This is a genomic window from Azospirillum griseum, assembly GCF_003966125.1.
Lineage (GTDB): Bacteria > Pseudomonadota > Alphaproteobacteria > Azospirillales > Azospirillaceae > Azospirillum > Azospirillum griseum.
Map to the genome: position 1 here is coordinate 95,999 of NZ_RXMA01000005.1, position 24,500 is coordinate 120,498.

The window sequence follows — 24,500 nt, forward strand, 5'->3', positions numbered from 1 at the left end:
GATAATCCTGTTGTCACCACGGGGTTTTTCGCTCCGTGGCACCCATCCCCACATCCGCCATTCCGACGCTCACACCTTGAGCCGGACGCGGTGGCTGGCGAGTCTGTTCAACTCGGTCACGATTCCACCCGCTGTCCAACCGACGCCACCATTCCCATGCGCGCCGTCGGCCGGGATTTCAGGCACTCCCCCGCATGATGATTTCACAGGCACACCCATGCATCTCCAAGAGCTGAAGTGCAAAAGCCCCGCCGAACTCCTGGCGTTCGCGGAGGAGTTGCAGATCGAGAACGCCAGCACCCTGCGCAAGCAGGACATGATGTTCGCGATTCTGAAGCAACTGGCCGAAAACGACATTCCGATCTTCGGCGACGGGGTTTTGGAGGTTCTTCAGGACGGTTTCGGTTTCCTGCGCTCGCCCGAGGCGAATTACCTGCCCGGTCCCGATGACATCTATGTCAGCCCCAGCCAGGTCCGCCGCTTCGGCCTGCGCACCGGCGACACGGTGGAAGGGCAGATCCGGTCGCCCAAGGACGGCGAGCGCTATTTCGCCCTGTTCAAGGTCAACACGATCAATTTCGACGCGCCCGACAAGGTCCGTCACCGAATCAACTTCGACAACCTGACCCCGCTCTACCCGGAAGAGCGGATCCGGATGGAGGTCGAGGACCCGACCAAGAAGAACCTGACCGGCCGCATCGTCGATCTGGTTTCCCCCCTGGGCAAGGGACAGCGCGGCCTGATCGTGGCACCGCCGCGCACCGGCAAGACGGTGATGCTGCAAAACATCGCCCATTCCATCGCCACCAACCACCCGGAAGCCTATCTAATCGTCCTGCTGATCGACGAGCGGCCGGAAGAAGTCACCGACATGGCCCGTTCGGTGAAGGGCGAGGTCATCAGCTCCACCTTTGACGAACCGGCCACGCGGCACGTCCAGGTCGCCGAAATGGTGATCGAAAAGGCCAAGCGGCTGGTCGAGCACAAGCGCGACGTCGTCATCCTGCTCGATTCCATCACCCGTCTGGCCCGCGCCTACAACACCGTGGTTCCGTCGTCGGGCAAGGTGCTGACCGGCGGTGTGGACGCCAACGCGCTGCAACGGCCCAAGCGCTTCTTCGGTGCCGCCCGCAACGTCGAGGAAGGCGGGTCGCTGACCATCATCGCCACCGCGCTGATCGACACCGGCAGCCGCATGGACGAGGTGATTTTCGAAGAGTTCAAGGGCACCGGCAATTCGGAAATCGTCCTGGACCGCAAGCTGTCGGACAAACGCACCTTCCCGGCCATCGACATCTCGAAGTCGGGCACGCGCAAGGAAGAGCTGCTGGTGGATCGCGGGACCATGTCGAAGATGTGGATTCTGCGCCGCATCCTGATGCCGATGGGCGTGACCGACGCGGTCGACTTCCTGGTCGACAAGCTGAAGCACACCAAGTCCAACGCCGAATTCTTCGACAGCATGAACCAGTAACCCCGCCGTCGGCTCGGCCGCGCAGCGGCCCAGCCAAGCGGGAAGCGAAAAAGCGAACAGGAAAAAGGCGGGACCCGGTTGGGATCCCGCCTTTTTCATGGCTGCCTGTTCTGGCCCGCCTGTTCTGGTCGAAGCGTCCCGGATCCGCGTCCGGGACGGTCGGAACCTCAGAACGGGGGCTGGCTCGGCTGTTCGGCGTTCGCGGCCTGGCCCTGGCGGCGGTACAGGTCGGCGAAGTCGATCGGGTTGATCATCAGCGGCGGGTAGCCGCCCTCGCGGGTCGCCGTGGAGATGATGGAGCGGGCGAAGGGGAACAGCATGCGCGGCCCTTCGATCATCAGCACCGGGCGGTGATGCTCCTTCGGCAGGCCGGGAAGCTGGAACAGAGCGCCATAGCTCAGCTCGACCAGGAAGGCGACGCTGTCTTCCTGGCGGGCTTCACAGCGCAGTTGCAGGATGACTTCGTAGATGTCCTCGCCCACGGCCTGGGCCTGGACGTCCACGCCGATGCTGACCTGCGGCTGCGGCTGGTTCGGCAGCAGGCTTTGCGGCGCGTTCGGGTTTTCGAAGGAAAAATCCTTCACATACTGGGCCAGGATGTTCATCGGCAGCGAGGACGCCTGCGACTGATCGGCGTCGTTGCTCTGCTGGTCGGACATTACGGACTCCTGAATCATCGGCCCGTCCGTCCTGGGGGCGGCGGCCCGCGATGGGGGTGGGGTGGAAAGGATGTTCGCCGTGTCCGGCGATCCTGGATCGCTACCATGGATCGCGGGGGCCTGCCAACGGAAAGCGCGCGGTCAATCCCGCCCGTCCGGGCGGGGCTTTCCCCATTGGGAATCCGACAGGCGCGGTGTGCCGGGCGCGCTGGACGGCGGGGGATCGGACAGGGTCACGAACTCCCCATCGATCACGCCGGGATCGGTTGCACCGGAAGGGCGCGCACCGGGGCGGGGTGCATGGGGATTCGTCTGCCCATCGGGTCGGGAAAAGCCGCCTGGATGGGCAAAGCCACCGGCGTTGACGAAGCGGAAGGCGTTGCCCGCCGCCAAGCGGCCGATCAACCACCGCCCCAACCCCCGGCGCAGCGGCGGGACCAGCAGCACCAGCGCCACCAGATCGCTCAGGAATCCCGGAACGATCAGCAGGATGCCCGCCAGAACCACGCACACGCTGTCCAGCACCCCGCCCAACGCGGCATCCGCCCCCAGCGCGCCGCCTTGCAGGCGGGACAGGCTGGTCAGGCCACGATGGCGGATCAGCAACACACCGATCACCGCCGACAAGGCCAGCAGGCCGATGGTCGGCCCGGCCCCGATCCAGTCGCCAACCTGGATGAAGCCAATGATTTCCAGGATCGGCAACAGAAGGAACCACAACAGGATGGGCATGGCTGTCCTTGCTCTTCGGGGCTGCACGCCCTATCTACAGAAGGCTGTGAGTCTTCGGGGCTGTTTTGCGGACCGAAGGCGCGCCGTTTGCGTGGCCGCCGATTACAGGTAATGTGGCGCAGGCGTTGGGGCAAGCCGGTGCGTTGATCCGCCAGGACGTGCCGCAATGGATGAAACCGGAAGGATGTTGGCTATGGGGGATGGGATCGTGTTCATCGAAATCGTCATTTTTGCGATGATCGCGGCGTTTCTCGTCTACCGCCTGCGCAGCGTCCTGGGCCGCCGCACGGGCGAGGAGCGGCAACGCCCCAACCCCTTCACCGCGTCGGCCGGACAGACCGACAACGTCATTCCGCTGCCCAATCGCGACCGCCCGCGCGCTGACGCCGTCGTGTCGCCGGACGAACCGCTGTCGCTGGCCGCCTCCATCGACCAGATCGCCGCCGCCGACAGCACGTTCGAGGAAAAACACTTCTTGGAAGGTGCCAAGGCCGCATTCCAGATGATCGTCGAGGCGTTCGCCCGTGGCGATGCCGCCGCCCTGCGCCCGCTGCTGGCCGACGATGTGTTCGCCAGCTTCGACCGGGTGATCCGCGAGCGCCAGAGCAAGGGCGAAACCGACGACACCCGCGTGCAGCGCGTGCGCGAGGCCGAGGTGGTGGAAGCCCGTCTCGACCAGGGCCGCTACGCGCTGGTGACGGTCCGTCTGGTGTCCGACCAGATCAATGTTCTGCGCGACCGCAACGGCGCGGTGATCGACGGCGACCCCAACACGGTGGTCGAGGCGAACGACATCTGGACCTTCGCCCGCGACATCCAATCGCGCAACCCGAACTGGGCCTTGACCGAAATCCGCGCGGTTCCTTGATCGTGGGGTCTCGCGGTGCGGCGCTGGGCCGGTCAACCCTCGCCATTCTGGCCGTAACCTTCGCGCTGGTCGGCTGTGACCGCAAGGAGGAGGAGGCGAAGGCCCCACCTCCGGCACCGGCCCAACCGGCTCCCGCCCCGCCGCCGGACGCGTTGACGCTGACCCGGCTGGCCTTTGCCGATTTGCCCGGCTGGACCGCCGACAGCCAATCCGCCGCGCTGCCCGCCCTGGCGCGCTCCTGCAAACGGATGATGACGCTGTCGCCCGACCGCCCGGTTGGGCCGGGGGGCGTGGCCGGAACCATTGCCGATTGGCAAGCGCCCTGCGCCCGGCTGGGCACGGTTCCCGCCGGGGATGACGCCGCCGCCCGCGCCTTTTTCGAGACCGAGTTCGTGCCCTACGCGGCGGGCAACAACGGCGAGCGGCAAGGGCTGTTCACCGGCTATTACGAAACGGAGCTGGAAGGCTCCCGCCAACCGGATCCGGCCTACCCGGTCCCGCTCTACAAGCGGCCTGCCGATCTGGTGATGGTCGATCTCGGCGAGTTCGCCGACCGCTGGAAGGGCGAGCGCACCGCCGGGCGGGTGGTGGACGGACGGTTGAAGCCGTTTGAGGATCGCGCGGCGATCGAGGCCGGTGCCCTGCGCGGCAAGGGGCTGGAACTGCTGTGGGTCAAGGACCCCATCGCCGCCTTTTTCCTGCACATCCAGGGGTCGGGCCGCGTCCGTATGGCCGATGGCAGCGAGGTGCGCGTCAATTACGCCGGGCAGAACGGGCACAAATACGTCGCCATCGGCAAGGAGCTGATCGAGCGCGGCGCGCTGAAAAAGGAGGAGGTCTCCCTCCAGACCATCCGCGCCTGGCTGAAAGCCAACCCGGATCAGGCCCAGGCGCTGATGAACAAGAACCCGTCCTATGTCTTTTTCCAGACCGTGGCGGGGGAGGGGCCGATCGGGGCGCAGGGCGTGCCGTTGACGCCGGGGCGCAGTCTGGCGGTTGATTCCAAATTCATGCCCTATGGCGTGCCGGTCTGGCTCGATGGGGAAGACCCGCTGGACTCCACGCAGCCCTTGCGCCGGTTGCTGGTGGCCCAGGACACCGGCGGGGCCATCCGTGGCCCCGTGCGCGGCGATGTGTTTTGGGGCCATGGGGCCGACGCCGAAGCCAAAGCCGGGGTGATGAAAAGCAAAGGTGGTTATGGAATCCTGTTGCCGCGCACGGTGGTGGTTCCGGTAAAACCCTAACCTCAATCTTCGCTGGAAAGACCGCGAACCGTTTTGCTCTCGAACCGTCTTTCCGCTACTCTGTGGGGGATACGCCAGCCCCAACGGGAATGCCATCGGGAATGCGGCTGAAGACTCCCTCCCTGACCAGTTTGCAGCGGGAAAGCTTTGTTCTCCGCATGGTGGCGGGTGTGATCGTGGTCAGCCTGCTGGTCGGCCTTATGGTGGTTGTGGTGCTGGTGCAAAGCTACCGCCTGCATCAGGAGCAAGCGGTCGTCACCGCCGAGAATCTGTCCTGGGTTCTGGAACAGAACATCACCGGCTCGGTCAACCTCATCAACCAGGCGCATTTGGCGGTCAGCGACGAGGCGACCCGGCAATTGGCGGCGGGTGGCATTGATTTCGCCAGCTTCAACGCCTTCATCCTGCGGCAGGACGCCCGACTCACCAACGCCGACGGCGTGCACGCCACCAACGCCGCTGGTCAAACGCTGTATGGCACTCGGGTGTCGCCCACCAGCAACGTTGTTGGACGGGATTATTTCAACCGGCTGCGCGACGATCCCAACGCCGGTTTGGTGATGTCCAAGCCGCTGGTCGGGCGGATCAGCGGCAAATGGGCGGTGGTCTTTGCCCGGCGCTTGAATCACCCGGACGGCGGCTTTGCCGGGGTGGTGTTCTCGTCGGTCAACCTCGAATCCTTCGCCAAGCTGTTTTCGGCCATCAATGTCGGGCCGCATGGGGTGGTGTCGTTGTTCGATGGCGACGCGACGTTGCTGGCCCGTTACCCCGACAGCTCCGGACCGGGCGGAGGCGTCGGGAAAAAAATCAATTCGCCCAAGCTGTTGGAACGGCTTGGCAGCAATGAACTGTTGAGCACCTACCGTGTCCATTCCGGGGTGGATGGGATCGACCGGATTTTTTCGAACCGCAAGGTCACGGGGCATCCCCTCTACGTCGCCGTCGGGCTGGCCCAGGAAGACATCCTGGCGGGCTGGTGGACCGACGCCCTGACCCTGATCGGGGTGTGGGGGTTGTTCACGCTGCTGCTGTCGGTGGTGGCGGTTCTGCTGGTCAAGGGATGGCGGCACCGTTTGGCGGCGTTGAAGACGATGGAGGAAAACGCCGAACTGGAAGCCAAGGTGGCCGACCGCACCCGCGATCTGGAGGAATCCAACCGCAAGCTGTCGGCGTTGAGCGCCACCGATGGGTTGACCGGCATCGCCAACCGCCGCCGCTTTGACGAAACCTACGCCCATGAATGGAATCGGGCGGTGCGCACCGGGCAGCCCTTGGCGCTGGTGCTGTTCGACGTCGATCTGTTCAAGAACTACAACGACCATTACGGCCATCTGAAGGGCGACGATTGCCTGCGCAAGGTGGCCCAACTGCTCAACGGCCACGCCCGCCGCTCGGGCGATCTGGTCGCGCGCTATGGCGGGGAGGAGTTCGCCTTCATGGCCCCGGCGATGGATTCATCCTCCATCCTGGCCCTGACGGAGACCATCCGCAAGGCGCTGGAGGCGCTGGAGATGCCGCACGACATGTCGCCGCTGGGGCGGGTGACGGTCAGCGCGGGGATCGCCGTGCGGGTTCCGGTGATCGGCGACGCCCCGGATCTGCTGGTGACTCTGGCCGATCAGGCGCTGTACCAGGCCAAACGCGACGGGCGAAACCGCAGCGTTCTGGCCGAAGAGACCCCCGTCCGGGTCGAAGTCACGGCGGATTGACGCGCGCGACCCGTCGAATCACAAAACACATCGGACCAAAAAACAAACGGGGAGCGACCCAGCGCTCCCCGTCTGACAATTGGAATGGCTGTGGGCGGAACGGCTGTGGATCAGTCCCGACCGATCATCCGGCCCAGGTCGCGCCCGGCGAACAGGTGGATGTGCAGGTGCGGCACCTCCTGGTGCGCTGCCTCCCCGCAATTGGACAGGATGCGGTAGCCGGGTTCGGCCGCCCCGGCCATGCGGGCAACCTCGCCCACGGCGCGGAACAGACCGGCGATTTCCGCCTCCGACGCCTTGGCGGTGAAATCATCCATGTCGACGTAGGCCCCCTTGGGGATCACCAGCACATGGGTGGGGGTCTGCGGCTGGATGTCGTGGAAAGCGAGCGCGTGCTCGGTCTCCATCACTTTTTTGCAGGGGATTTCGCCGCGCAGGATGCGGGCGAACACGTTGTTGCTGTCGTAGGTCTTGGCCATGGAACGGGTTTCCCTGTCTCGCGCTGCGGTCTCGCGGTTTGGTCAGGCCTTGCGGGCCTTTTTCTCGTCCAGCCCGCTGGTCCCTTCGCGTTGGGCCAGCTTGTCCCAGACGGTGGCCGGATCCAGACCGGCGTCGGCCCACAGCACCATCAGGTGATAGAGCAGATCCGCCGACTCCGCCGCGAGCGCGGCCTTGTCGCCGCGCACCGCCTCCAGGATGGCTTCCACCGCCTCTTCCCCCACCTTCTGGGCGATCTTGGCGGTTCCCCGGCTGTAGAGCTTGGCGGTGTAGGAGCTTTCCGGATCCGCCCCCTTGCGGGCCAGCACGGTGGCGTAAAGCCGGTCCAGCGTTTCGGCGGTGGCCTTCTCGCCAGATGGCTTGTGCGTCTTGCCGTCACCCATGGCGGTTGCTCCCCGCGCTCTTGGCCGGGCGCACCGGGATTCCGGCGTCGCTCAGGGCCTGCTTGGCCTGGCCGATGGTGTAGGTGCCGAAATGGAAGATGGAGGCGGCGAGCACGGCGGTGGCGTGCCCCTCGCGGATGCCCTCCACCAGATGGTCGAGCGTGCCCACACCGCCGGACGCGATGACCGGGACCTTCAGGCTGTCGGCGACCTTGCGGGTCAGCGCCAGATCAAAGCCGCTCTTGGTGCCGTCGCGGTCCATCGAGGTCAGCAGGATTTCGCCCGCCCCCAGCGATTCCATCCGCTTGGCCCATTCAATGGCGTCGATGCCGGTGGCGTTGCGCCCGCCATGGGTGAAGACCTCCCACTTGTCCGGGCCGGTCTGCTTGGCGTCGATGGCGACGACGATGCATTGCGCGCCGAACTTCTCGGCGGCTTCGCGCACGAAATCGGGCCGATGGATCGCGGCGGTGTTGATCGACACCTTGTCGGCCCCGGCCAGCAGCAGCTTGCGGATGTCCTCCACCACGCGGACGCCGCCGCCGACGGTCAGCGGCATGAACACCTGTTCGGCGGTGCGGCGCACCACGTCATAGATGGTGTCGCGGTTTTCGTGGCTGGCGGTGATGTCGAGGAAGGTCAGCTCGTCGGCCCCCTCGCGGTCGTACACGCGGGCCTGTTCGACCGGATCGCCGGCGTCCACCAGATCGACGAAATTGACCCCCTTGACCACCCGGCCGTCCTTGACGTCCAGGCAGGGGATGACGCGCATCTTCAGCATCAGTCGGCGTCCTCGATGGCGGGGGCGGAAAGCAGGGCAAGCGCCTCTTTCGGGTCGATGCGCCCGTCATAGAGCGCGCGTCCGCAGATGACGCCCTCGATGCCGGTGTCCTCCTCGGCCTTCAGCGCCACCAGATCGTCCATCGACGACACCCCGCCCGACGCGATGACCGGCGTGGTCAGGTGGAAGGCAAGGTCGGAGGTGGACTCGACATTCACCCCGCCCATCGCGCCGTCGCGGTTGATGTCGGTGTAGATGATGGCGGCAACCCCGCAATCCTCGAACTTCAGCGCCAGATCCAGTGCCTTGATGTCCGACGTTTCGGCCCAGCCCGCCACGGCGACATAGCCCTCGCGCGCGTCGATGCCGACGGCGACCTTGCCGGGGAATTCACGGCAGGCGGACTTGACCAGCTCGGGATCGCGCAGGGCGACGGTCCCCAGGATGACGCGGCTGACGCCCTTTTCCAGCCACATGCCGATGGTCTTCAGGTCGCGGATGCCGCCACCCAACTGCACCGGGATGGTCACGGCCTTCAGGATGCTTTCCACAGCGGCACCGTTGACGGGCTTGCCTTCAAAGGCCCCGTTCAGATCGACCAGATGCAGCCATTCGAAGCCCTGGCTCTGGAACAGGCGGGCCTGATCGCCGGGATCGGTGTTGAAGACGGTCGCCTGGCTCATCTCGCCGCGCAGCAGGCGAACGCACGCGCCGTCTTTGAGGTCAATGGCGGGATAGATGATCATGGCGGCGTTCCGTCCTGTGGCGTGTTGGGTCCAAGGTCTTTGGAATAGAAATGTCCGGCGATCGGGGTTCCCCGGACCAGCGCGTAAAAGGGATGGGTTCCCCAGCGCTTGAAGCCCAGTGTTTCGTAAAGCGTGATCGCCGCCGTCTGGGTTTCGCGCACGTCGAGGTTCAGCACGCGGAAGCCCAGCGCGCGCGCCTCCTCCTCCACCGCCTGGGTCAGGCGGCGGGCCAAGCCATGGCTGCGCGCCCAGGGGGCGACGAAGGCGGTGGTCAGCGACGCCGCGTGGGCCTGTGCCTCGTTGTTGCGCGGCGGGCGGACCAGTTGGGCCGATCCGGCGATCACCCCGTCGAGCCGGGCGACGAACAACACCCGCTCCGGGATCATCACGACGCCCTTCCAATAGCGTTCCATGACGTCGCGCGGCGGCGGATCAACCCAGCCAAAGCCACCGCCGACCTTGATCGCCTCGTTGGCGGCGTCGCACAGATCGTGCAGATCAGCAGGCTTCAGCGCGTCCGCCCGTTCAATGGCGATGTCGGCCATGCGCTCAGACCTTCCAGCGCAGGAAGTTGCCGATCAGGGCAAGCCCGGTGGCCTGGCTTTTTTCCGGGTGGAACTGGGTGCCGACCATGTTGTCGCGCCCGATCACGACGGGGAACGGCCCGCCGTAATCGACCGAGGCGATCAGCGTGTCGGGATCGTCCAGCGTGAATTGATAGGAATGAACGAAATAGGCGTGTGCCCCCTCCGGCAAACCGGCCAGCAGGGGATGGGGACGGTGAATGACCAGTTCGTTCCAGCCCATGTGCGGGATCTTCAGGGATGGGTCGGCGGGCTGAAGCTTCACCACCTCGCCCTTGATCCAGCCCAGCCCCTCGGTCACGCCGAACTCGCGGCCGCGTTCGGCCATCAGCTGCATGCCGACGCAGATGCCCAGGAAGGGGCGGGCGCGGCGGTGGACCACCTCGTCCAGCGCCTCCAGCATGCCGGGAACCTCCGACAGGCCGCGCTTGCAATCGGCAAAGGCACCGACACCGGGCAGAACCACGCGGTCGGCGCGGCGCACCGCGTCGGCGTCGGAGGTGACGAGGATGTTGTAGGAGGCTTCGGCTTCGCCGGCGGCGCGCTCGATCGCCTTGGCGGCGGAACGCAGGTTGCCAGAGCCGTAATCGATCAGCGCGACCGTTTCCATGAACGTTTCAAACCCCAATCAGACGGGTCCGACCGGACGGGCCGGACCCTCACAAGGCGTCCACCCCTGGCGCTGAGGCCGGGAGCTTACAGGGACCCGCCCAGGGTCCCCTTGGTCGACGGCACGGCGTCTTGCTTGCGCGGATCAATCTCCACCCCGGCGCGCAGCGCGCGGGCAAGCGCCTTGAAGCAGCTTTCGATGATGTGGTGGTTGTTCTCGCCATACAGGTTTTCGACGTGCAGCGTCACCCCGGCGGCCATGGCGAAGGCCTGGAACCATTCCTTGAACAGCTCCGTGTCGAACTCCCCCAGCTTGTCGCGGGTGAAGGACACCTTCCAGATCAGATAGGGGCGGTTGGAGAAGTCCAGAGCCACGCGGGTCAGCGTCTCGTCCATCGGGACATAGGCGTGTCCATACCGCTGGATGCCCTTGCGGTCGCCCAGCGCCTTGGCCACCGCCATGCCGATGGCGATGCCGCTGTCCTCGGTCGTGTGATGATGATCGATGTGCAGATCGCCGTCGGCGCGCACGGTCAGATCCATCAGGCTGTGACGCGACAGCTGTTCCAGCATGTGGTCAAGGAAGCCGATGCCGGTCTTGACGTCGTAAACGCCGGTGCCGTCCAGGTTCACCGAGGCCCGGATCCGGGTTTCGGTCGTGTTCCGCTCGATCGAGGCGCGGCGGCCGCCGTTGGTAAGGCTCTGGTCCATGCCGGTTTTGTAGCAGGAAGCGGGCAGGCGCGCCAGCGGCGGCGCAGCTTTCCTGCGTTGCAACAGCGTGAAGCGATCCATTCCGGCGATTGCCGGGGGCGTCCGCGTGATTTACAGTGCAACACACGTATTGCGAGCATAACCCGATATGACCTTCCCGCCGAACCGGATCGCCGAGACCCGTCGCCGTTTGCCGTGTTGTTTGAGGCTGTTGGCTCCGCTCGCGCTGCTCGTCGCGTGCCTGTCCGGGTGCCAGACATCCACCACGGCAAACCGCCCGGACCCCGCCCCCCGGGTGGCACCGGGCAGCACCGAACCGCTGCGCTTTGCCGGGCTGTCGATCACCGCGATGCGGCGCGGGATGGAGATCGGGCGTTACGTCTGGGGCCTGGACTGCGCCCCGCCCTATGACCCCGTTCATTGGACCAGCGGGGCGGATCTGCGGCGCGGATCCACCATCGACGCCCGCTTTGCCGAAATTCTGGCCGACACCGGGTTCGATGTGGTGGGCCGCGCCGATGGGCCGGACGCGCCGGGGCAGGGGCGGGACCGCGCCCGCTATGTCATTCAGGGCGCGTTGCGCGACGTCCGGCTGGAGCTGTGCCACCGCAACGATTGGCTGACTGGGGCCAGCCGGGGCGTTTCGGGCAGCGGCAGCGCGCGGGTGGATTGGTCGGTGTCCGACGCGCGCAGCGGGCAGGTGGTGCTGCGCGTCACCACCAGCGGCGTCAGCCGCCAGACCAGCGGGGTCCCCCAGGGCGACATTCTGTTGATCGAGGAGGCGGTGACGGCGGCGGCGGACCGGCTGGCCGCCGACACCCGCTTCCGCGACACGGTGCGGCGCGGTGGAGTGGCCGGAATGCCCGCCGTCGGGCTGGCGGGACCAGCCCATCAACCGGGGGCGGATCCTCCCTCCGCATCCTCCCTGACCTTGGCCGCCGCGCCCGTGCGTTTGACCCCGGTGGACACCGACCCTGGCGTGACGTCCGGGGTGGCTTCGGTCGCGGCTCCAGACGGCGGGACCGTTCGCGCCCCGTTGAGCGTTCACACGCCCATCCCCGATCGTGGATCGGCGGCTGACCCGATGGTGCTGGCCGGATCCGCTCGGATCCGGGCGGGTGATGGCTATGGTCTGGTCATCGGGGAGACGCAGGGTGAAGGCGGATGGCGGTCGGTTCTGGTCGTGCCGAACCCGGGATTGGCGGACAGTCTGCTGGTCCGTCCGGCGGCGGGGGTGACGTTGACCGGGACCGTCGAGGCCCGTGACCCGGTCAGCGGCTTTGCTCTGCTGCGCGTTCCCGCAAGATTGGCCGCCGTGCCGGTGCGCGGTGGGGCGTTGCGGGTCAGCGACCGGATCCGTTTGGTGGCGGGCCGCAAGTCGGCAACCGGAATCATCGCCGGTTTGCCACGCGACCCGCAACGCGGCGTGACGGTGATCCAGGCGGATCTGGGCCTGGCCGAAGCGGCGGGCGCGCGGGTGGAGGCGGGCGATCCGTTGCTGGATGCGGCGGGGGCGGTGATCGGTGTGGCGCTGGGACCGTCGGCCACCGCCGCCGTGACCCCCCAGGGGTTGGCGCTGTTCCTGCCGGTGGGGGATCTGTTGGCGCGACTGGGGGTTGATCTGCTGGATGGTGGTGTGGTTCCGGCGCTTCCGCACGCCCAACCGACGCGGCGGGGGAACGCATCCGGCGCAGGTCGCGGAGCGGTGGAACCCACCCCCGCCGACCTTGAAGAGCTTGACGGGGAGGACGCCCCTCCCACATAGACCGCAGGTCCGCGCGCGTGGTCCGATCAACCCGCCGCGCCCGGGTCCGGTCTGCCGGTTGTCCGGCTTGTCGGTTTTCTGTTGTCCCCAGCCACGAGCGCGCCGCCCATGTCCTCTTCCCAATCCAATCCCCACGACCCGATCCAATGGCACGGCACGACCATCTTGTCGGTGCGCAAGAACGGTCAGGTCGTCATCGCCGGTGACGGTCAGGTGTCGGTCGGCTCGACGGTGATGAAGGGGAACGCGCGCAAGGTGCGCTGGCTGGCGGGCCGCAGCGTCATGGCCGGGTTCGCCGGGGCGACCGCCGACGCGCTGACCCTGTTCGAACGGCTGGAAGCCAAGCTGGAGCAGCATCCCGGCCAATTGACCCGTGCCTGCGTGGAAATGGCCAAGGATTGGCGCACCGACCGCTATCTGCGCCGGTTGGAAGCGATGATGGCGGTGGCCGACAAGAATGTCAGTCTGGTGTTGACCGGCAACGGCGACGTGCTGGAACCGGAAGACGGGCTGATCGGCATCGGGTCGGGCGGATCCTACGCCCTGTCGGCGGCGCGCGCGCTGGTCGATCTGGACGGCTTCGACGCCGAGGCGGTGGCCCGCAAGGCGATGAAGATCGCCGCCGGGATCTGCGTCTACACCAACGAAAACGTCACGCTCGAAAAGCTCTGATCGGGAACGCCGCCATGACCGCCGCCTTCAGCCCCCGCGAAATCGTCTCCGAACTCGACCGCTACATCATTGGGCAGGCCGACGCCAAGCGCGCCGTCGCCATCGCGCTGCGCAACCGCTGGCGCCGCCAGCAGCTGCCCGACGCCCTGCGCGACGAGGTGCAGCCGAAAAACATCCTGATGATCGGCCCGACCGGCGTCGGCAAGACCGAAATCGCCCGCCGTCTGGCCAAGCTGGCCCAGGCCCCCTTCCTGAAGGTGGAGGCGACCAAATTCACCGAGGTCGGCTATGTCGGGCGCGACGTGGAACAGATCGTCCGCGATCTGGTCGAGGCCGCCATCGCCATGACTCGCGAGAAGCTGCGCAAGGAGGTGGCGGCCAAGGCCGAGCTGCGCGCCGAGGAACGCGTGTTGGACGCCCTGTGCGGCGACAGCGCGAGCCCGGACACCCGCGCCAAGTTCCGCAAGATGCTGCGCGAAGGCACGCTGAACGACAAGGAGATCGACATCCAGGTTGCCGACAGCGGGGCCGGGGCGATGCCGACCTTTGACATTCCCGGCGTGCCCGGCGGCCAGATGGGCATGCTGAACCTGAACGACATGTTCGGCAAGATGATGGGCGGGCGCACCAAATCCCGCCGGATGACCGTGGCCGACAGCCACACCGTGCTGATGGCCGAGGAATCCGACAAGCTGCTGGATCAGGACACCGTGGTGGCCGAGGCGATCCGCGCGGTGGAGCAGAACGGCATCGTCTTCATCGACGAGATCGACAAGATCACCGCCCGGTCGGACACGCGCGGCGGGGCCGACGTCAGCCGCGAAGGCGTGCAGCGCGACCTGCTGCCCCTGATCGAAGGGACGACGGTGTCGACCAAGCACGGGGCGGTGAAGACCGACCACATCCTGTTCATCGCGTCGGGGGCCTTCCACGTCGCCAAGCCGTCGGATCTGCTGCCCGAATTGCAAGGCCGTCTGCCGATCCGGGTGGAGCTGAAGGCCCTGGGGCAGGAGGATTTCAAGCGCATCCTGACCGAACCCGAAGCCAGCCTGATCCGCCAGTACAAGGCGCTCTTGAAGACCGAGGAGGTCGATCTCGTCTTCACCGACGACAGCCTGGACGAGCTGGCCCGGCTGGCGACGGAGATCAACGCGTCGGTCGAAAACATCGGTGCCCGCCGCCTGCACACCGTTCTTGAACGGCTGCTGGAGGACATCAGCTTCACCGCCACCGACAAGAGCGGCGAAACCATCACCATCGACGGCGCTTACGTCCGCGACCGGGTCGCCGGTCTGGCCAAGAACGCCGATCTGTCCAAATTCATCCTGTAAGGGGGCTTTTCCGGCCAAAAGCCCCTCTGTCCCAGCGGACGAGGGGCATTTCCGTCAATAGTCGCTGGGCCAGCTGGCTTGCGAAAACACGCCGCCATCCACCCACAGCGTTTGGCCGGTGACGAAGGCCGCGTCCGGGCCGGTCAGGAACATCACCGGGCCGACGATGTCGTCGGGCGTGCCCACCCGGCGCAGCGGCGTCAGTTGCGCCCATTTGTCGGCGTAGCCCGCCGCTTCGCCGTTGGTGCGTTCGGTGGCGATGGCCCCGGGGGCCACGCAATTGACCCGGATGTGGTGCGGCCCCAACTCCACCGCCGCCGCCTTGGTGAACTGCTCGATTCCACCCTTTGACGCCGTGTAGTCGACCAACTTCGGGAAGGCCAGCTTGTTGCAGCCTGATCCGATGTTGACGATGGATCCGGGCTTGCCCGCGTCGATCATCAGACGGGCGGCGGCCTTGGTGTTCAGGAAGCAGCCCTTCAGGTTGGTGCGGATCACCCGGTCCCAGGAGTCTTCTTCCAGCTCCAACAGGCCCGCCCAGGTCTGCACACCGGCGTTGTTGATGAGCACGTCCGGTGCCGTTCCGAACCAATCGGCCACCTGCTGGTAAAAGCGCTCAACCTCCGGGCCGACGCCAACGTCGCAGGCAAACCCGCGCACGGATCCGCCGCGCTGTTCGGCCTCCGCCACCAGGCTGTCGGTGGAATCCGACAGGGATCGGTCGCTGAACGCGACGGTGTAGCCCGCCTCGGCAAAGGCCAGCACCAGCCGCCGCCCAATGCCCGAACCGCCCCCGGTGACAACGGCGCATCGGTTCATGTTTCTTTTCCCCCATCGGTCCGGTCTGGTTGGAACGGCCGTGGCGCGTCAGGCCGCCGTCGTCGCGGCAACCACGATGGTGAGGCGTTCGGCACGGGTCAACCGACGTTTGAATCCGTCGGCGTCCGCAGATTTACGCAGCCTCCTGCATCATTCCAGCTACCACGGTGTACATCTCGACCCAGGCGGCCTTGATGTCGGGGGTGAAGGCGTCGCCCAAATTCTTTTCAACCGCGAACAGCAGCGCTGTGGCCACGGTTTGATAGTCCTTTTTGGTCACTCCATAGGTGACATGGCGCTTTCCCAGATTGACGACGGTGTTGCGAATGGCGTCAGGGTTCTTCAGGTTGCTGACCGCAATCGAGATTGTCATCATCAGCTTTTCACCTTGCGCCTTCATATCCGATTTGAAGAGCTTGCGCAGAGAGGGATCGATTTCAAAGAGACGCTTGTAAAAATCCTCTGCAACCTTCGCTTTTGACAGGGCAAGGCGACCAAAGGAAACCGTGACTTTTTCTATGTTCTGAGGCGACATCATGGCTGGAATCCCCATTTTGTAATATTTTGATGGGGGGACGGTAAGAAATACGCAGAGGCCGCACAAGAGTAAGAATCTATATGTTATTCACACGTAATCAAATTATAGCGCTGTCATGAAGGGCGTGAGTTCCGCCGGGTCGGCGTGATCGGTGCGTTCGCCATTCCCTCACCGCCGCCGCCCGGCGATGCGCCGTGTTCCGGCGGTCTTGCGCGGCGGCACGGCGTCGATGATCGTCAGCAGGCGGTCGAGCGTCTCGTCGTCCAGGTCGCCGATGCGTTCGGACAGGCGGTTCGCCAACTCGGTCGCCCGCGCGCTGAGGCCGGAGGTGTCCACGGTGACGCGCGGGTGCGACAGGTCGGCCAGCCGCTCCAGCGCCTCCGCCTCGTCCCAGATGATGCCGAAATAGGCGCAGATCTGGCGGACAAGCTGGGGGGAGGGTTGGCCGCGCTTGCCATGCTCCAGCGCCGAGAGGTAGGCGGACGAGATGGACAGGTCGCTCGCCATCTGCTTCAGCGTCACGCCCTTGGCGTCGCGCAGCGAACGGACCCGTTCGCCGAACGGTGTCATCGGATGTCTTCCAAAAGGGTTGGCCCAAAGGATCAGAACCGGCCCACGGGAGTCCGCCCCGCGTCACACGAACCGCCGGAGGAGCCGTGTTTCACATGAAACGGAGGACGCCTTGGGCGTTGGAACGGAACGCGGATTCCGCGATCCGGCGCTCTAGTCCTTACGGTCGCGCCGCCGTTTAATCAAGACATACAACGCGCCGTCGCCGCCGTCCTTGGGCTGGGCGGTTTGGATGGCGACGACCAGCGGGCGCAGGGCCGGATCGCCCAACCAGCGCGGGACCGCCTGGCGCAGCACGCCAACCCCGCCGGTGAAGCTGCCCTTGCCGGTGATGATCAGCACGCAGCGCCGCCGCTCGTGCCACGCCCGGTGAACGAAGGCGGCGAGCGCGGTGTGGGCCTGGGTCTGGGTCATGCCGTGCAGGTCGATCCGCCCTTCGATCGGCAGTTCGCCGCGCCGGAACCGGTCGCTGGTGCGCCGGTCGATGTTGGCGGTGGATCCCATGGTCAGCGGCGACAGGGCGTTGCGGCCCGGCCGTTCCGCTGGGCTGTGCGCCCGCGCGGTGGGTGGCGGGGCCAAACGGGTGGCGACCGGTTCCTCCCCACCGGCATCGAGCGGATCCGGTCCAGGGTCGGCGTCCTCGGCCCGGCCCGGCATTGGCACGGCGTCGCGCATGGCGATCCGCCACAGATACCGCTCCTCGGGCGTGGGCAGGCGGCGGCGGGTCATCGGCGCGGAACTCTTTCATCAGGGCGGGGGGTGATAGGGATAAATCGCGCGCGCCGCCGCGCTGTCAATCGTTGATGCGGCCGCTGATGCTGCGACGCACCCGTTTCACGGCGCGCCGGATCCGGTTAGCTGGCGGTCAGGCGGCGCTCAGGCGCTGGTCAGCGGATAGTCGGCCAACACCTCGTACCGCGATCCATGGTCGCTCAGGTGGCTGCGGTACAGGGTCAGGCGGTTCACCGGCATCGGTCCGGCGCGGAACAGGCCGTGATCGGACAGGTAACGGCCCAACCGCTCCGCCGGGGCGTCGCGCAGCCGGGCGAGCGTGACGTGGGGGGTGAAGGCGTGGGCGTCGGCGGGCAGGCCGCAGCGGACCAGCGCCGTTTCCACCTTGGCCTGAAGATGGGTCAGGGCGTCGTTCCGCTCCACCCCGGCCCACAGGATGCGGGCGCGGCGCGCCGATCCGAACAGCCCGACACCGTCCAGCGTCAGGGCGAAGGGGGCGGTGCGCAGGCCCAACAGCGCCTCGTCGATGTCGATGGCCTGATCCTCCGGCACCTCGCCGATGAAGCGCAAGGTCAGATGCAGGCTGTCCGCCTCCATCCAGCGCGCCCCCGGCACCCCGCCGTGCAAGGCGGCGAGGCGCTGGCGGATTGGCTCCGCGATGGGTATGGCGACGAACAGGCGCATCATCGGCGGGCGGATCCGGGATGGGGTGGGGGGCTGACCCCAGTCTTACGGGCAGGGGTCGGGGATGCGGTTGTGCACCGCGTTGATCTCCGCCAGCACCTCGTCCGACAGGGTCAGATGAACGGCGTCGATGTTCGACAGCAGCGTCTCCATCGTCGTCGCCCCGATCAGGGAGGACGCGACGAAGGGCTGATGCAGGGTGAAGGCGATGGCCATCTGCGACGGCGACAGGCCATGACGGCGGGCGATGTCGAGATAGGCTTCGGTCGCCGCGTCGGCGTTGACGGTGGCGTAGCGCGAGGTCCGGTGATCGATCGACCGGCGCGACCCCGGCGGGACCGCGCCGTTCAGGTATTTCCCGGTCAGCGTCGCCGCGCCCAACGGCGAATAGGCCAGCAACCCGACCTCCTCGCGCAGGCTGACTTCCGACAGGCCCTGTTCAAAGGTCCGGTTCAGCAGGTTGTAGGCGTTCTGGATGGAGACAACGCGCGGCAGACCGGCGACCTCGGCGGCGCGCAGGAAGCGCATGACGCCCCACGGCGTTTCGTTCGACAGGCCGACATGGCGGATCTTGCCCGCCGTCACCAGTTCGCCGAAGACGGCCAGCGTCTCTTCGATCGGCACGCCGTCCTTGTCCGGCTGGTGGCTGTGGACGCGCGCGCCGAAACGGGCGGTGGCGCGGTCGGGCCAATGGAGTTGGTAGAGATCGATGTAGTCGGTCTTCAGCCGCGCCAGGCTGGCGTCCACCGCCGCGACGATGTTGGCGCGGTCAGGGCGCGACCGGCCGTCGCGCACCCATTGCATGCCACCGCCGCCACCGATCACCTTGGTCGCCAGGATCACCTTGTCGCGCTGGCCGCGCGACTGGAACCAGGAGCCGATGATCGCCTCGGTCTTGCCATAGCTGTCGGCGGTCGGCGGGATGGCGTACATCTCCGCCGTGTCCCAGAAATTGACGCCACGCTCCAGCGCCGCGTCCATCTGGGCGTGGCCTTCGGCCTCCGTGTTCTGTTTGCCCCAGGTCATGGTCCCGAGGCCGATGGCGCTGACCGACAGGCCGCTGCGGCCAAGCAAACGATACTGCATCCGAAACGATCCTTACAGGAAAAGGGTCAAAACGCCTGTGTAACCATACAGACGGTTGTGAGAGATTTCGCCCGAGGCGTAGAATCCGACGATGGGCAGGTCGCCGAACGCCTCGCGGATCATCGACAGCTCGGCGTCGGCGTCATTGAACAGGCTGGGGCCACGGGCGATGCAGCTGATGTAGACCGCCCCCTTGGGCGGCGACGTCACCCGCTTTTTGAGCGTGGCCAGCGTCCGGCGCATGTCGGCGGCGGCGTTGGCGGCGTCGCGGCGGGTGAACAGGATGCCTTGGCCGGTCGCCACCGGTTCGGCGATGGACAGCCACCCGGCGCGCGGATCGATGGCGACCAGATCGCGCACCAGATAATCCTGGGTGTCGGATCCGGGGATGGGCAACCCGGCGCAGATCACCCCGGCGACGCGGCGCAGATTGTTGGCCAGATCCGGGCCGATGTCCTCCTTGAACACCTCCAGCGCCGGGCGGCCGTCGATCTCCAAAATCACGTTGTCGTCGCTGGCGGTGATGGTGCGTTTCGGCCCGATGGGCTGGCAGCCCTGGGTCTTGGCGGTGGCGACCGCGACCGACGGGGCGAACAGCGCGCCCGACAACCCGCCATCGGCGACCACGCTGCCGCCCAGCCCGACGTCGGCGGGCAGGCAGAATTGCGGAAACTCCCCGCGCGACGCGCTGGTCCCGCCGACCAGAAAGGCGCTGGCGCTGTCGGACAGGCGGGCGACCAGATCGGGAAGCTGCTGGTTGCGCGGGTCGGCGTGGACCAGGGCGAAGGCCGCACCATGCTTGTCCAGCCAGCCGCCCGCCGCCCGCCGCAGCGGGTCCAGGTCGGTCGTCAGCATCGGGAACAGGCGCACGGCGTCTTCCGGCAGCCGGGCGACCATCACCGCCATCGCCGGTTCGTCGAAAAACACCGCGTCGCGGCTGACCACGCCGATGCCGACGGTTCCCACCCAATCGCGGATGCCGGTGACGCCGCGCAGCAGGGTCAGGATGCTGGCCGCGTGCGGGGCCAACCCGTCGGTCAGATACAGGAACCCCAGCGTGCAGCCCGCCACCGGCCCGAGCTGATCGAGGCAGGCTTTCGCCGTCAGCCCCCAATCGGCACCGGCGGCGCTGGCGGTGAGAAAAACGGGGCCGGGCGGGGCAGAGGCGGTTCTCATCGGCGGGTCAGCTTCCGGATTTGGGCAGGGAATCGAGCAGGCGGGTGACGGCGGGCAGGATGCGCTCCACGATCACCGCCACCCCGTTTGCGGTCGGGTGCAGCCCGTCGTTCTGGATCAGCGCCCGGTCGGTCGCCACCCCATCCAGGAAGAAGGGGTAGAGCGGCACCCCGTGGCGGGCGGCCAGATCGGGATAGAGCGCGTTGAAGGGCTGGGTGTAGGTGGGGCCAAGGCTGGGGGTGGCCAGCATGCCCGCCAACAGGGTTGGAATCTTCTGGTCCTTCAGCCGCGTCAGGATCGCATCCAAATTGGCTTTGGCGGCGGCGGGGTCAAGCCCGCGCAGCATGTCGTTCGCCCCCAGCTCGACGATGGCGGCGTCGGGGCGGTCGGCCAAGGCCCAATCCAGCCGGGCCAACCCGCCCGCCGTGGTGTCGCCCGACACCCCGGCGTTGATGACGGTGACGGCGTAGCCCTTGGCGACCAGCGCCCGTTGCAGTTGGGCGGTGAAGCCCTGCGGCTCGGGCAGGCCGTACCCGGCGGTCAGGCTGTCGCCCAGCGCCAGCAGCTTGATCGGCGGCGCGGCCATGGCCGGGGGGAACGGGGTCATGAGGGCGGCCATCGCCGCGAGCGCTGCGGCAAACAGGGCGCGGCGGTTGAAAGCGCTGGGAGCCGTGCCATATGGCGAAGGTCCTTTCCGCACGATCGAGTGACGCATGTCCAAGGTCCAATCCATGTCAACGCCGTCCGAAACCATCGTCGATCTCGACGACGTCCATCTGAGATTGGACAGCGGGGCCGGACCCGTCAACATCCTGCGCGGCGTTTCCCTGCGCGTCGAACGCGGCGAGCGGGTGGGCATCGTCGGCCCCAGCGGGTCGGGAAAATCGACGATGATGATGGTCATGGCCGGGTTGGAACGGGCCACGGCGGGCCGGATCCGGGTCGCCGGTCAGGATTTGGCCGGGTTGAGCGAGGATGGTCTGGCCCGTTTCCGCCGCGACCGCGTCGGCATCGTCTTCCAGGCCTTTCATCTGGTCCCGACGATGACGGCGCTGGAGAATGTGGCGATCCCGCTGGAGTTCGCCGGGGTGGCCGACGCCTTCGAACGGGCGCAACGGGCGCTGGAGTCGGTTGGTCTGGGCCACCGCATTCACCATTACCCCGGCCAGATGTCGGGCGGGGAGCAGCAGCGCACGGCGCTGGCCCGCGCCTTCGTCACCGAACCGGCGCTGCTGCTGGCCGACGAACCGACCGGCAACCTCGACATCGACACCGGGGCGACCATCGTCCGTCTGCTGTTCGATCTGGCCGAACGGCGCGGCACGACGCTGGTGCTCATCACCCACGATCCGGCGCTGGCGGCGCGCTGCGACCGCACGGTGCGGCTGGCCGACGGGCGCATCGCCGACGACGGCCTCGCCACCCGGCGGGCGCGCCCCGTTCTGGTCGGGGAGTGAGCGGGATGAGCGACCCGACCGTGCCGCCGGATGCCGTGCCGCCAGGCACCGTACCGTTTGGCGAGCCGCGCGCCGACCAAAACCCCTTTGCCCACCGGCTGTTCACCCTGCGTCTGGCCCTTCGGCTGGCGCGGCGGGAGTTGCGCGGCGGGTTGAAGGGATTCTGGATTTTCCTGGGCTGTCTGGCGCTGGGGGTGGCGGCCATCGCCGCCGTGCAATCGGTGTCAAGCGGCCTGAAAGCCGGTCTGGTTCAGGATGGCCGGGTGATCCTGGGCGGCGACGTCGCGGTGCGCCAGCTCTACACCCCGCCAACGCCGGAGCAGCGGGCGGATCTGGTTGGCTCCGCCCGGTCGTCCACCAGCGCGGAAATGCGCGGCATGGCGCGGGCGCTGGACGAAAGCCGGTCGTCGCTGGTCGAGCTGAAGGCGGTGGACGACCCCTATCCGCTTTACGGCGCTGTGACCCTGACCGGCGGCGCTTCCCTGGCCGAGGCGCTGGCCGAGCGGGACGGGCTGTGGGGGGCGGTGGTCGAAGCCAGCCTGACCGACCGGCTGGGCGTGGCGGTGGGCGACCGCCTGCGGCTGGGCGACCGTGTTTATCGCGTCGCCGGGGTGCTGGATCGGGAGCCGGACCGCGCCTCCTCCAACGCCTTTTCCCTGGGGCCGCGCCTGCTGGTGTCGCTGGCCTCGCTGGAGGGAACCGGCCTGCTGCAACCGGGCAGTCTGGTGTGGTGGACGGTGAAGATCGCCTTGCCGCCGGGAACCGACGCGCGGGACTGGCAGGCGGCGGTGAAGGCCCGCTTTCCCAACGCGCCCTGGACCATCCGCGATCTGTCGAGCGCCTCCCCCCAGATCGAACGCTTCATCGAACGGATGACGCTGTTTCTGACGCTGGTCGGATTGACCGCGCTGTTGGTCGGCGGGGTCGGGGTGGGCAACGCCGTGCGCAGCCATCTGGAATCCCGCGCCCGCACCATCGCCATGCTGAAATGCGTCGGCGCGCCCGGGGCGTTGGTGTTCCAGCTCTATTTGGTGCAAATACTGGCGCTGGCCGTCTTGGGCGTGGTGGCCGGTCTGGCGCTGGGGGCGTTGGCCCCGCTGGCGCTGGGCCATCTGCTCGACGGCGTGTTGCCGGTGACGGCCCGCATCGGGATTTACCCCGGCGCGCTGGCCTTGGCCGCGCTTTATGGCCTGTTGACGGCGCTGGCCTTCTCGCTGTGGCCGCTGGGCCGGGCGCGCGAGGTTCCGGCGGGTGCCCTGTTCCGTGACGCCATCACCCCGGCGCGGGGCCGCCCGCGCGCGCCCTATGTCATCGGCCTGGGCCTGACCGTGCTGGCGCTCGCTGGTCTGGCGGTGGCGACGGCGGATAACAAGCCCTTCGCCCTGTGGTTCGTCGGCGGGTCCATCGCCACCTTTGCCCTGTTTCGTGGGGCGGCCGCGCTCATCACCTGGGGGGCGGCGCGGGTGGGGCGGGTGCGCCGACCGGGCTTGCGGCTGGCGCTGGCCAACCTGCACCGGCCCGGCAACCCGACCGGGGCGGTGGTGCTGTCGCTGGGGCTGGGGTTGACCGTGCTGGTCGCCGTGGCGCAGATCGAGGCCAATTTCGCCCGCCGGGTGTCGGACACCATTCCGAAGGACGCCCCGGCCTTCTTCTTCGTCGACATCCAGCGCGACCAGTTCGCCGCGCTGCGCGACACCGTCACCGCCGTGCCGGGAACCAGCGCCTTCGAAGCGGTCCCCAGCCTGCGCGGGCGGATCGAGCGGGTGAACGGGACGGAGGCCGAAAAGGCGCTGGTCAACCCCGAACAGGCGTGGATTCTGGCGGGCGACCGGGGGATCACCTATTCCGCCACGCCGCCGGAGCATTCGCAGATCGTCAAGGGCCAGTGGTGGCCCACTGATTATCGCGGCCCGCCCCTGATCTCCATCCACCAGAGCGTTGCCGACGCCTTCAACATCGGGCCGGGGGCTAGGCTGACGGTCAACATCCTGGGCCGCAGCATCGAGGCGACGGTCGCCAGCGTGCGCGCGGCGGAATTCAGCACGATGACGATCAACTTCACCATGGTGTTCGCCCCCGGCACGCTGGAAGGCGCGCCGCAAACCTGGATCGCCACCGTCCGCGCGACGCCGGAGTCCGAAGCGGCGGTGCAAAAGGCGGTGCTGTCGCACTTTTCCAACATCACCCTGGTGCGGGTGAAGGACGCGCTCGACACCGTCGCGGGGATGCTGGGGAACATCGGCACGGCGGTGCGGGTGGTGGCCGCGATCACGCTGGTGGCGGGCACGCTGGTGCTGGCCGGGGCGGTGGCCGCCGGGCACCGCCGCCGGGTCTACGACGCCGTGGTGCTGAAGGTGCTGGGGGCGACGCGGGCCGATGTGCTGCGTGCCTTCCTGGTGGAGTATGGCTTGCTGGGTCTGCTGACCGCCGCCATCGCCGGGGTGATCGGCACGCTGACCGCCTGGGCGGTGCTGCTGTTCCTGATGCGGTGGGATTGGGCGTTCCAGCCGATGGCGGTGATCGGCACGGCGCTGTTGAGCACGGCGATCACGCTGGCCTTTGGCTTTTTTGGCACCTGGCGGGCGTTGGGCCAACCCGCCGCCCCGCTGCTGCGCAACGAATGACGGTGTGCGTCGGCAAACAAAGCGCGGCGCGGTCAAAGAAGTTTCACA

At 67.3% G+C, this 24,500-nt stretch carries 26 protein-coding genes; 9 read left to right on the forward strand and 17 right to left on the reverse strand.

The genetic code is table 11. The features are described from left to right. The first annotated feature begins 217 nt into the window (after nt 1-217). Nucleotides 218-1,474, forward strand: a complete 1,257-nt coding sequence (gene rho, locus EJ903_RS07505) for a transcription termination factor Rho (RefSeq protein WP_126613704.1) — start codon at nt 218-220, stop codon at nt 1,472-1,474. Between the two features lie 167 nt (nt 1,475-1,641). On the opposite strand, the gene secB is transcribed toward rho, so the two are convergent. Together secB and EJ903_RS07515 are read right to left on the reverse strand one after the other, a co-directional pair. Continuing rightward, nucleotides 1,642-2,151 (reverse strand): protein-export chaperone SecB, encoded by a 510-nt coding sequence (secB, locus tag EJ903_RS07510; RefSeq protein ID WP_342772098.1) that lies wholly within the window; start codon nt 2,149-2,151, stop codon nt 1,642-1,644. A gap of 123 nt (nt 2,152-2,274) precedes the next feature. Continuing rightward, complete coding sequence (locus EJ903_RS07515; RefSeq protein ID WP_126613706.1) at nt 2,275-2,865, reverse strand: FxsA family protein; 591 nt, start codon at nt 2,863-2,865, stop codon at nt 2,275-2,277. A 193-nt stretch (nt 2,866-3,058) separates the two neighbouring features. On the opposite strand from EJ903_RS07515, the gene EJ903_RS07520 reads away from it, so the two are divergent. From EJ903_RS07520 to EJ903_RS07530, 3 genes are all read left to right on the forward strand, one after another. Beyond that, nucleotides 3,059-3,733, forward strand: coding sequence for a Tim44/TimA family putative adaptor protein (locus EJ903_RS07520; RefSeq protein ID WP_126613708.1), 675 nt, complete (start codon nt 3,059-3,061; stop codon nt 3,731-3,733). 2 nt (nt 3,734-3,735) lie between these two features. Next, entirely contained in the window at nt 3,736-4,977 is a 1,242-nt protein-coding gene (mltA, locus tag EJ903_RS07525) for a murein transglycosylase A (protein WP_246015321.1), read from the forward strand. A 101-nt stretch (nt 4,978-5,078) separates the two neighbouring features. Continuing rightward, nucleotides 5,079-6,686, forward strand: a complete 1,608-nt coding sequence (locus tag EJ903_RS07530) for a sensor domain-containing diguanylate cyclase (RefSeq protein ID WP_158627892.1) — start codon at nt 5,079-5,081, stop codon at nt 6,684-6,686. Nucleotides 6,687-6,796: 110 nt separating this feature from the next. Here the strand turns inward: EJ903_RS07530 and EJ903_RS07535 are convergent, their stop codons facing one another. From EJ903_RS07535 to hisB, 7 genes are all read right to left on the reverse strand, one after another. Next, entirely contained in the window at nt 6,797-7,165 is a 369-nt protein-coding gene (locus EJ903_RS07535) for a histidine triad nucleotide-binding protein (RefSeq protein ID WP_126613712.1), read from the reverse strand. A 42-nt stretch (nt 7,166-7,207) separates the two neighbouring features. Then, nucleotides 7,208-7,567: a phosphoribosyl-ATP diphosphatase gene (locus EJ903_RS07540; protein ID WP_126613714.1), complete on the reverse strand. Its 360-nt coding sequence runs from the start codon at nt 7,565-7,567 to the stop codon at nt 7,208-7,210. Further along, nucleotides 7,560-8,348: an imidazole glycerol phosphate synthase subunit HisF gene (hisF, locus tag EJ903_RS07545; protein ID WP_126613716.1), complete on the reverse strand. Its 789-nt coding sequence runs from the start codon at nt 8,346-8,348 to the stop codon at nt 7,560-7,562. The genes EJ903_RS07540 and hisF overlap by 8 nt, the downstream gene beginning before the upstream one ends. Further along, on the reverse strand, nt 8,348-9,094 hold the full coding sequence (gene hisA, locus EJ903_RS07550; protein ID WP_126613718.1) for a 1-(5-phosphoribosyl)-5-[(5-phosphoribosylamino)methylideneamino]imidazole-4-carboxamide isomerase: 747 nt from the start codon (nt 9,092-9,094) through the stop codon (nt 8,348-8,350). The genes hisF and hisA overlap by 1 nt, the downstream gene beginning before the upstream one ends. Beyond that, nucleotides 9,091-9,639, reverse strand: coding sequence for a GNAT family N-acetyltransferase (locus tag EJ903_RS07555; RefSeq protein WP_126613720.1), 549 nt, complete (start codon nt 9,637-9,639; stop codon nt 9,091-9,093). Before EJ903_RS07555 ends, hisA begins: the two co-directional genes overlap by 4 nt. Before the next feature lie 4 nt (nt 9,640-9,643). Beyond that, nucleotides 9,644-10,288: an imidazole glycerol phosphate synthase subunit HisH gene (gene hisH / locus EJ903_RS07560; RefSeq protein WP_126613722.1), complete on the reverse strand. Its 645-nt coding sequence runs from the start codon at nt 10,286-10,288 to the stop codon at nt 9,644-9,646. An 86-nt stretch (nt 10,289-10,374) separates the two neighbouring features. After that, nucleotides 10,375-10,998, reverse strand: a complete 624-nt coding sequence (hisB, locus tag EJ903_RS07565) for an imidazoleglycerol-phosphate dehydratase HisB (protein ID WP_126613989.1) — start codon at nt 10,996-10,998, stop codon at nt 10,375-10,377. A 295-nt stretch (nt 10,999-11,293) separates the two neighbouring features. Between hisB and EJ903_RS07570 the strand changes: the two genes are divergently transcribed. The 3 genes from EJ903_RS07570 (at nt 11,294) to hslU (ending at nt 14,766) form a co-directional block, all read left to right on the forward strand. Then, the gene (locus tag EJ903_RS07570) at nt 11,294-12,763 is read left to right on the forward strand and encodes a S1C family serine protease (RefSeq protein WP_126613724.1); all 1,470 of its coding nucleotides are present in this window, start codon (nt 11,294-11,296) and stop codon (nt 12,761-12,763) included. A gap of 108 nt (nt 12,764-12,871) precedes the next feature. Beyond that, the gene (gene hslV / locus EJ903_RS07575) at nt 12,872-13,435 is read left to right on the forward strand and encodes an ATP-dependent protease subunit HslV (RefSeq protein ID WP_126613726.1); all 564 of its coding nucleotides are present in this window, start codon (nt 12,872-12,874) and stop codon (nt 13,433-13,435) included. 14 nt (nt 13,436-13,449) lie between these two features. Next, nucleotides 13,450-14,766 (forward strand): ATP-dependent protease ATPase subunit HslU, encoded by a 1,317-nt coding sequence (hslU, locus tag EJ903_RS07580; protein WP_126613728.1) that lies wholly within the window; start codon nt 13,450-13,452, stop codon nt 14,764-14,766. A gap of 54 nt (nt 14,767-14,820) precedes the next feature. Here hslU and EJ903_RS07585 read toward each other — a convergent pair whose 3' ends face one another. The 8 genes from EJ903_RS07585 to EJ903_RS07620 all read right to left on the reverse strand — a co-directional run bounded on the left by EJ903_RS07585 (nt 14,821) and on the right by EJ903_RS07620 (nt 20,978). Continuing rightward, nucleotides 14,821-15,585, reverse strand: a complete 765-nt coding sequence (locus EJ903_RS07585; protein WP_126613730.1) for an SDR family NAD(P)-dependent oxidoreductase — start codon at nt 15,583-15,585, stop codon at nt 14,821-14,823. 133 nt (nt 15,586-15,718) lie between these two features. Next, nucleotides 15,719-16,123 (reverse strand): globin domain-containing protein, encoded by a 405-nt coding sequence (locus EJ903_RS07590; protein ID WP_158627893.1) that lies wholly within the window; start codon nt 16,121-16,123, stop codon nt 15,719-15,721. A 168-nt stretch (nt 16,124-16,291) separates the two neighbouring features. Continuing rightward, the gene (locus EJ903_RS07595) at nt 16,292-16,693 is read right to left on the reverse strand and encodes a helix-turn-helix domain-containing protein (protein ID WP_126613734.1); all 402 of its coding nucleotides are present in this window, start codon (nt 16,691-16,693) and stop codon (nt 16,292-16,294) included. Between the two features lie 153 nt (nt 16,694-16,846). After that, nucleotides 16,847-17,422, reverse strand: a complete 576-nt coding sequence (locus tag EJ903_RS07600; protein WP_126613736.1) for a Smr/MutS family protein — start codon at nt 17,420-17,422, stop codon at nt 16,847-16,849. A 147-nt stretch (nt 17,423-17,569) separates the two neighbouring features. Continuing rightward, the gene (gene thpR / locus EJ903_RS07605; protein WP_126613738.1) at nt 17,570-18,112 is read right to left on the reverse strand and encodes an RNA 2',3'-cyclic phosphodiesterase; all 543 of its coding nucleotides are present in this window, start codon (nt 18,110-18,112) and stop codon (nt 17,570-17,572) included. Between the two features lie 42 nt (nt 18,113-18,154). Continuing rightward, nucleotides 18,155-19,195: an NADP(H)-dependent aldo-keto reductase gene (locus EJ903_RS07610; RefSeq protein WP_126613740.1), complete on the reverse strand. Its 1,041-nt coding sequence runs from the start codon at nt 19,193-19,195 to the stop codon at nt 18,155-18,157. 12 nt (nt 19,196-19,207) lie between these two features. Further along, nucleotides 19,208-20,371: an FIST signal transduction protein gene (locus EJ903_RS07615; RefSeq protein WP_126613742.1), complete on the reverse strand. Its 1,164-nt coding sequence runs from the start codon at nt 20,369-20,371 to the stop codon at nt 19,208-19,210. A 7-nt stretch (nt 20,372-20,378) separates the two neighbouring features. Further along, complete coding sequence (locus EJ903_RS07620) at nt 20,379-20,978, reverse strand: arylesterase (RefSeq protein ID WP_246015323.1); 600 nt, start codon at nt 20,976-20,978, stop codon at nt 20,379-20,381. Between the two features lie 124 nt (nt 20,979-21,102). Between EJ903_RS07620 and EJ903_RS07625 the strand changes: the two genes are divergently transcribed. Beyond that, nucleotides 21,103-21,828 (forward strand): ABC transporter ATP-binding protein, encoded by a 726-nt coding sequence (locus tag EJ903_RS07625; protein ID WP_246015325.1) that lies wholly within the window; start codon nt 21,103-21,105, stop codon nt 21,826-21,828. Between the two features lie 5 nt (nt 21,829-21,833). Next, nucleotides 21,834-24,452 carry an ABC transporter permease gene (locus tag EJ903_RS07630; protein WP_174237262.1) on the forward strand — a complete coding sequence of 873 codons (2,619 nt, stop codon included), beginning with the start codon at nt 21,834-21,836 and terminating at the stop codon, nt 24,450-24,452. The last annotated feature ends 48 nt before the right edge of the window (nt 24,453-24,500 follow it).

Excerpts from the sequence above, each read along its gene's own strand:
- hslV (WP_126613726.1), top strand. The coding sequence starts at position 12,872 with ATGTCCTCTTCCCAATCCAATCCCCACGACCCGATCCAATGGCACGGC.
- EJ903_RS07625 (WP_246015325.1), top strand. The coding sequence starts at position 21,103 with ATGTCAACGCCGTCCGAAACCATCGTCGATCTCGACGACGTCCATCTG.
- hslU (WP_126613728.1), top strand. The coding sequence starts at position 13,450 with ATGACCGCCGCCTTCAGCCCCCGCGAAATCGTCTCCGAACTCGACCGC.
- EJ903_RS07590 (WP_158627893.1), bottom strand. The coding sequence starts at position 16,123 with ATGATGTCGCCTCAGAACATAGAAAAAGTCACGGTTTCCTTTGGTCGC.
- hisF (WP_126613716.1), bottom strand. The coding sequence starts at position 8,348 with ATGCTGAAGATGCGCGTCATCCCCTGCCTGGACGTCAAGGACGGCCGG.
- EJ903_RS07540 (WP_126613714.1), bottom strand. The coding sequence starts at position 7,567 with ATGGGTGACGGCAAGACGCACAAGCCATCTGGCGAGAAGGCCACCGCC.
- hisB (WP_126613989.1), bottom strand. The coding sequence starts at position 10,998 with ATGGACCAGAGCCTTACCAACGGCGGCCGCCGCGCCTCGATCGAGCGG.
- EJ903_RS07555 (WP_126613720.1), bottom strand. The coding sequence starts at position 9,639 with ATGGCCGACATCGCCATTGAACGGGCGGACGCGCTGAAGCCTGCTGAT.
- EJ903_RS07520 (WP_126613708.1), top strand. The coding sequence starts at position 3,059 with ATGGGGGATGGGATCGTGTTCATCGAAATCGTCATTTTTGCGATGATC.
- EJ903_RS07600 (WP_126613736.1), bottom strand. The coding sequence starts at position 17,422 with ATGACCCGCCGCCGCCTGCCCACGCCCGAGGAGCGGTATCTGTGGCGG.
- thpR (WP_126613738.1), bottom strand. The coding sequence starts at position 18,112 with ATGATGCGCCTGTTCGTCGCCATACCCATCGCGGAGCCAATCCGCCAG.
- hisA (WP_126613718.1), bottom strand. The coding sequence starts at position 9,094 with ATGATCATCTATCCCGCCATTGACCTCAAAGACGGCGCGTGCGTTCGC.
- hisH (WP_126613722.1), bottom strand. The coding sequence starts at position 10,288 with ATGGAAACGGTCGCGCTGATCGATTACGGCTCTGGCAACCTGCGTTCC.
- EJ903_RS07515 (WP_126613706.1), bottom strand. The coding sequence starts at position 2,865 with ATGCCCATCCTGTTGTGGTTCCTTCTGTTGCCGATCCTGGAAATCATT.
- EJ903_RS07535 (WP_126613712.1), bottom strand. The coding sequence starts at position 7,165 with ATGGCCAAGACCTACGACAGCAACAACGTGTTCGCCCGCATCCTGCGC.
- EJ903_RS07630 (WP_174237262.1), top strand. The coding sequence starts at position 21,834 with ATGAGCGACCCGACCGTGCCGCCGGATGCCGTGCCGCCAGGCACCGTA.
- secB (WP_342772098.1), bottom strand. The coding sequence starts at position 2,151 with ATGATTCAGGAGTCCGTAATGTCCGACCAGCAGAGCAACGACGCCGAT.
- EJ903_RS07620 (WP_246015323.1), bottom strand. The coding sequence starts at position 20,978 with ATGACCCCGTTCCCCCCGGCCATGGCCGCGCCGCCGATCAAGCTGCTG.
- EJ903_RS07615 (WP_126613742.1), bottom strand. The coding sequence starts at position 20,371 with ATGAGAACCGCCTCTGCCCCGCCCGGCCCCGTTTTTCTCACCGCCAGC.
- EJ903_RS07595 (WP_126613734.1), bottom strand. The coding sequence starts at position 16,693 with ATGACACCGTTCGGCGAACGGGTCCGTTCGCTGCGCGACGCCAAGGGC.
- EJ903_RS07530 (WP_158627892.1), top strand. The coding sequence starts at position 5,079 with ATGCGGCTGAAGACTCCCTCCCTGACCAGTTTGCAGCGGGAAAGCTTT.
- EJ903_RS07585 (WP_126613730.1), bottom strand. The coding sequence starts at position 15,585 with ATGAACCGATGCGCCGTTGTCACCGGGGGCGGTTCGGGCATTGGGCGG.
- rho (WP_126613704.1), top strand. The coding sequence starts at position 218 with ATGCATCTCCAAGAGCTGAAGTGCAAAAGCCCCGCCGAACTCCTGGCG.
- EJ903_RS07610 (WP_126613740.1), bottom strand. The coding sequence starts at position 19,195 with ATGCAGTATCGTTTGCTTGGCCGCAGCGGCCTGTCGGTCAGCGCCATC.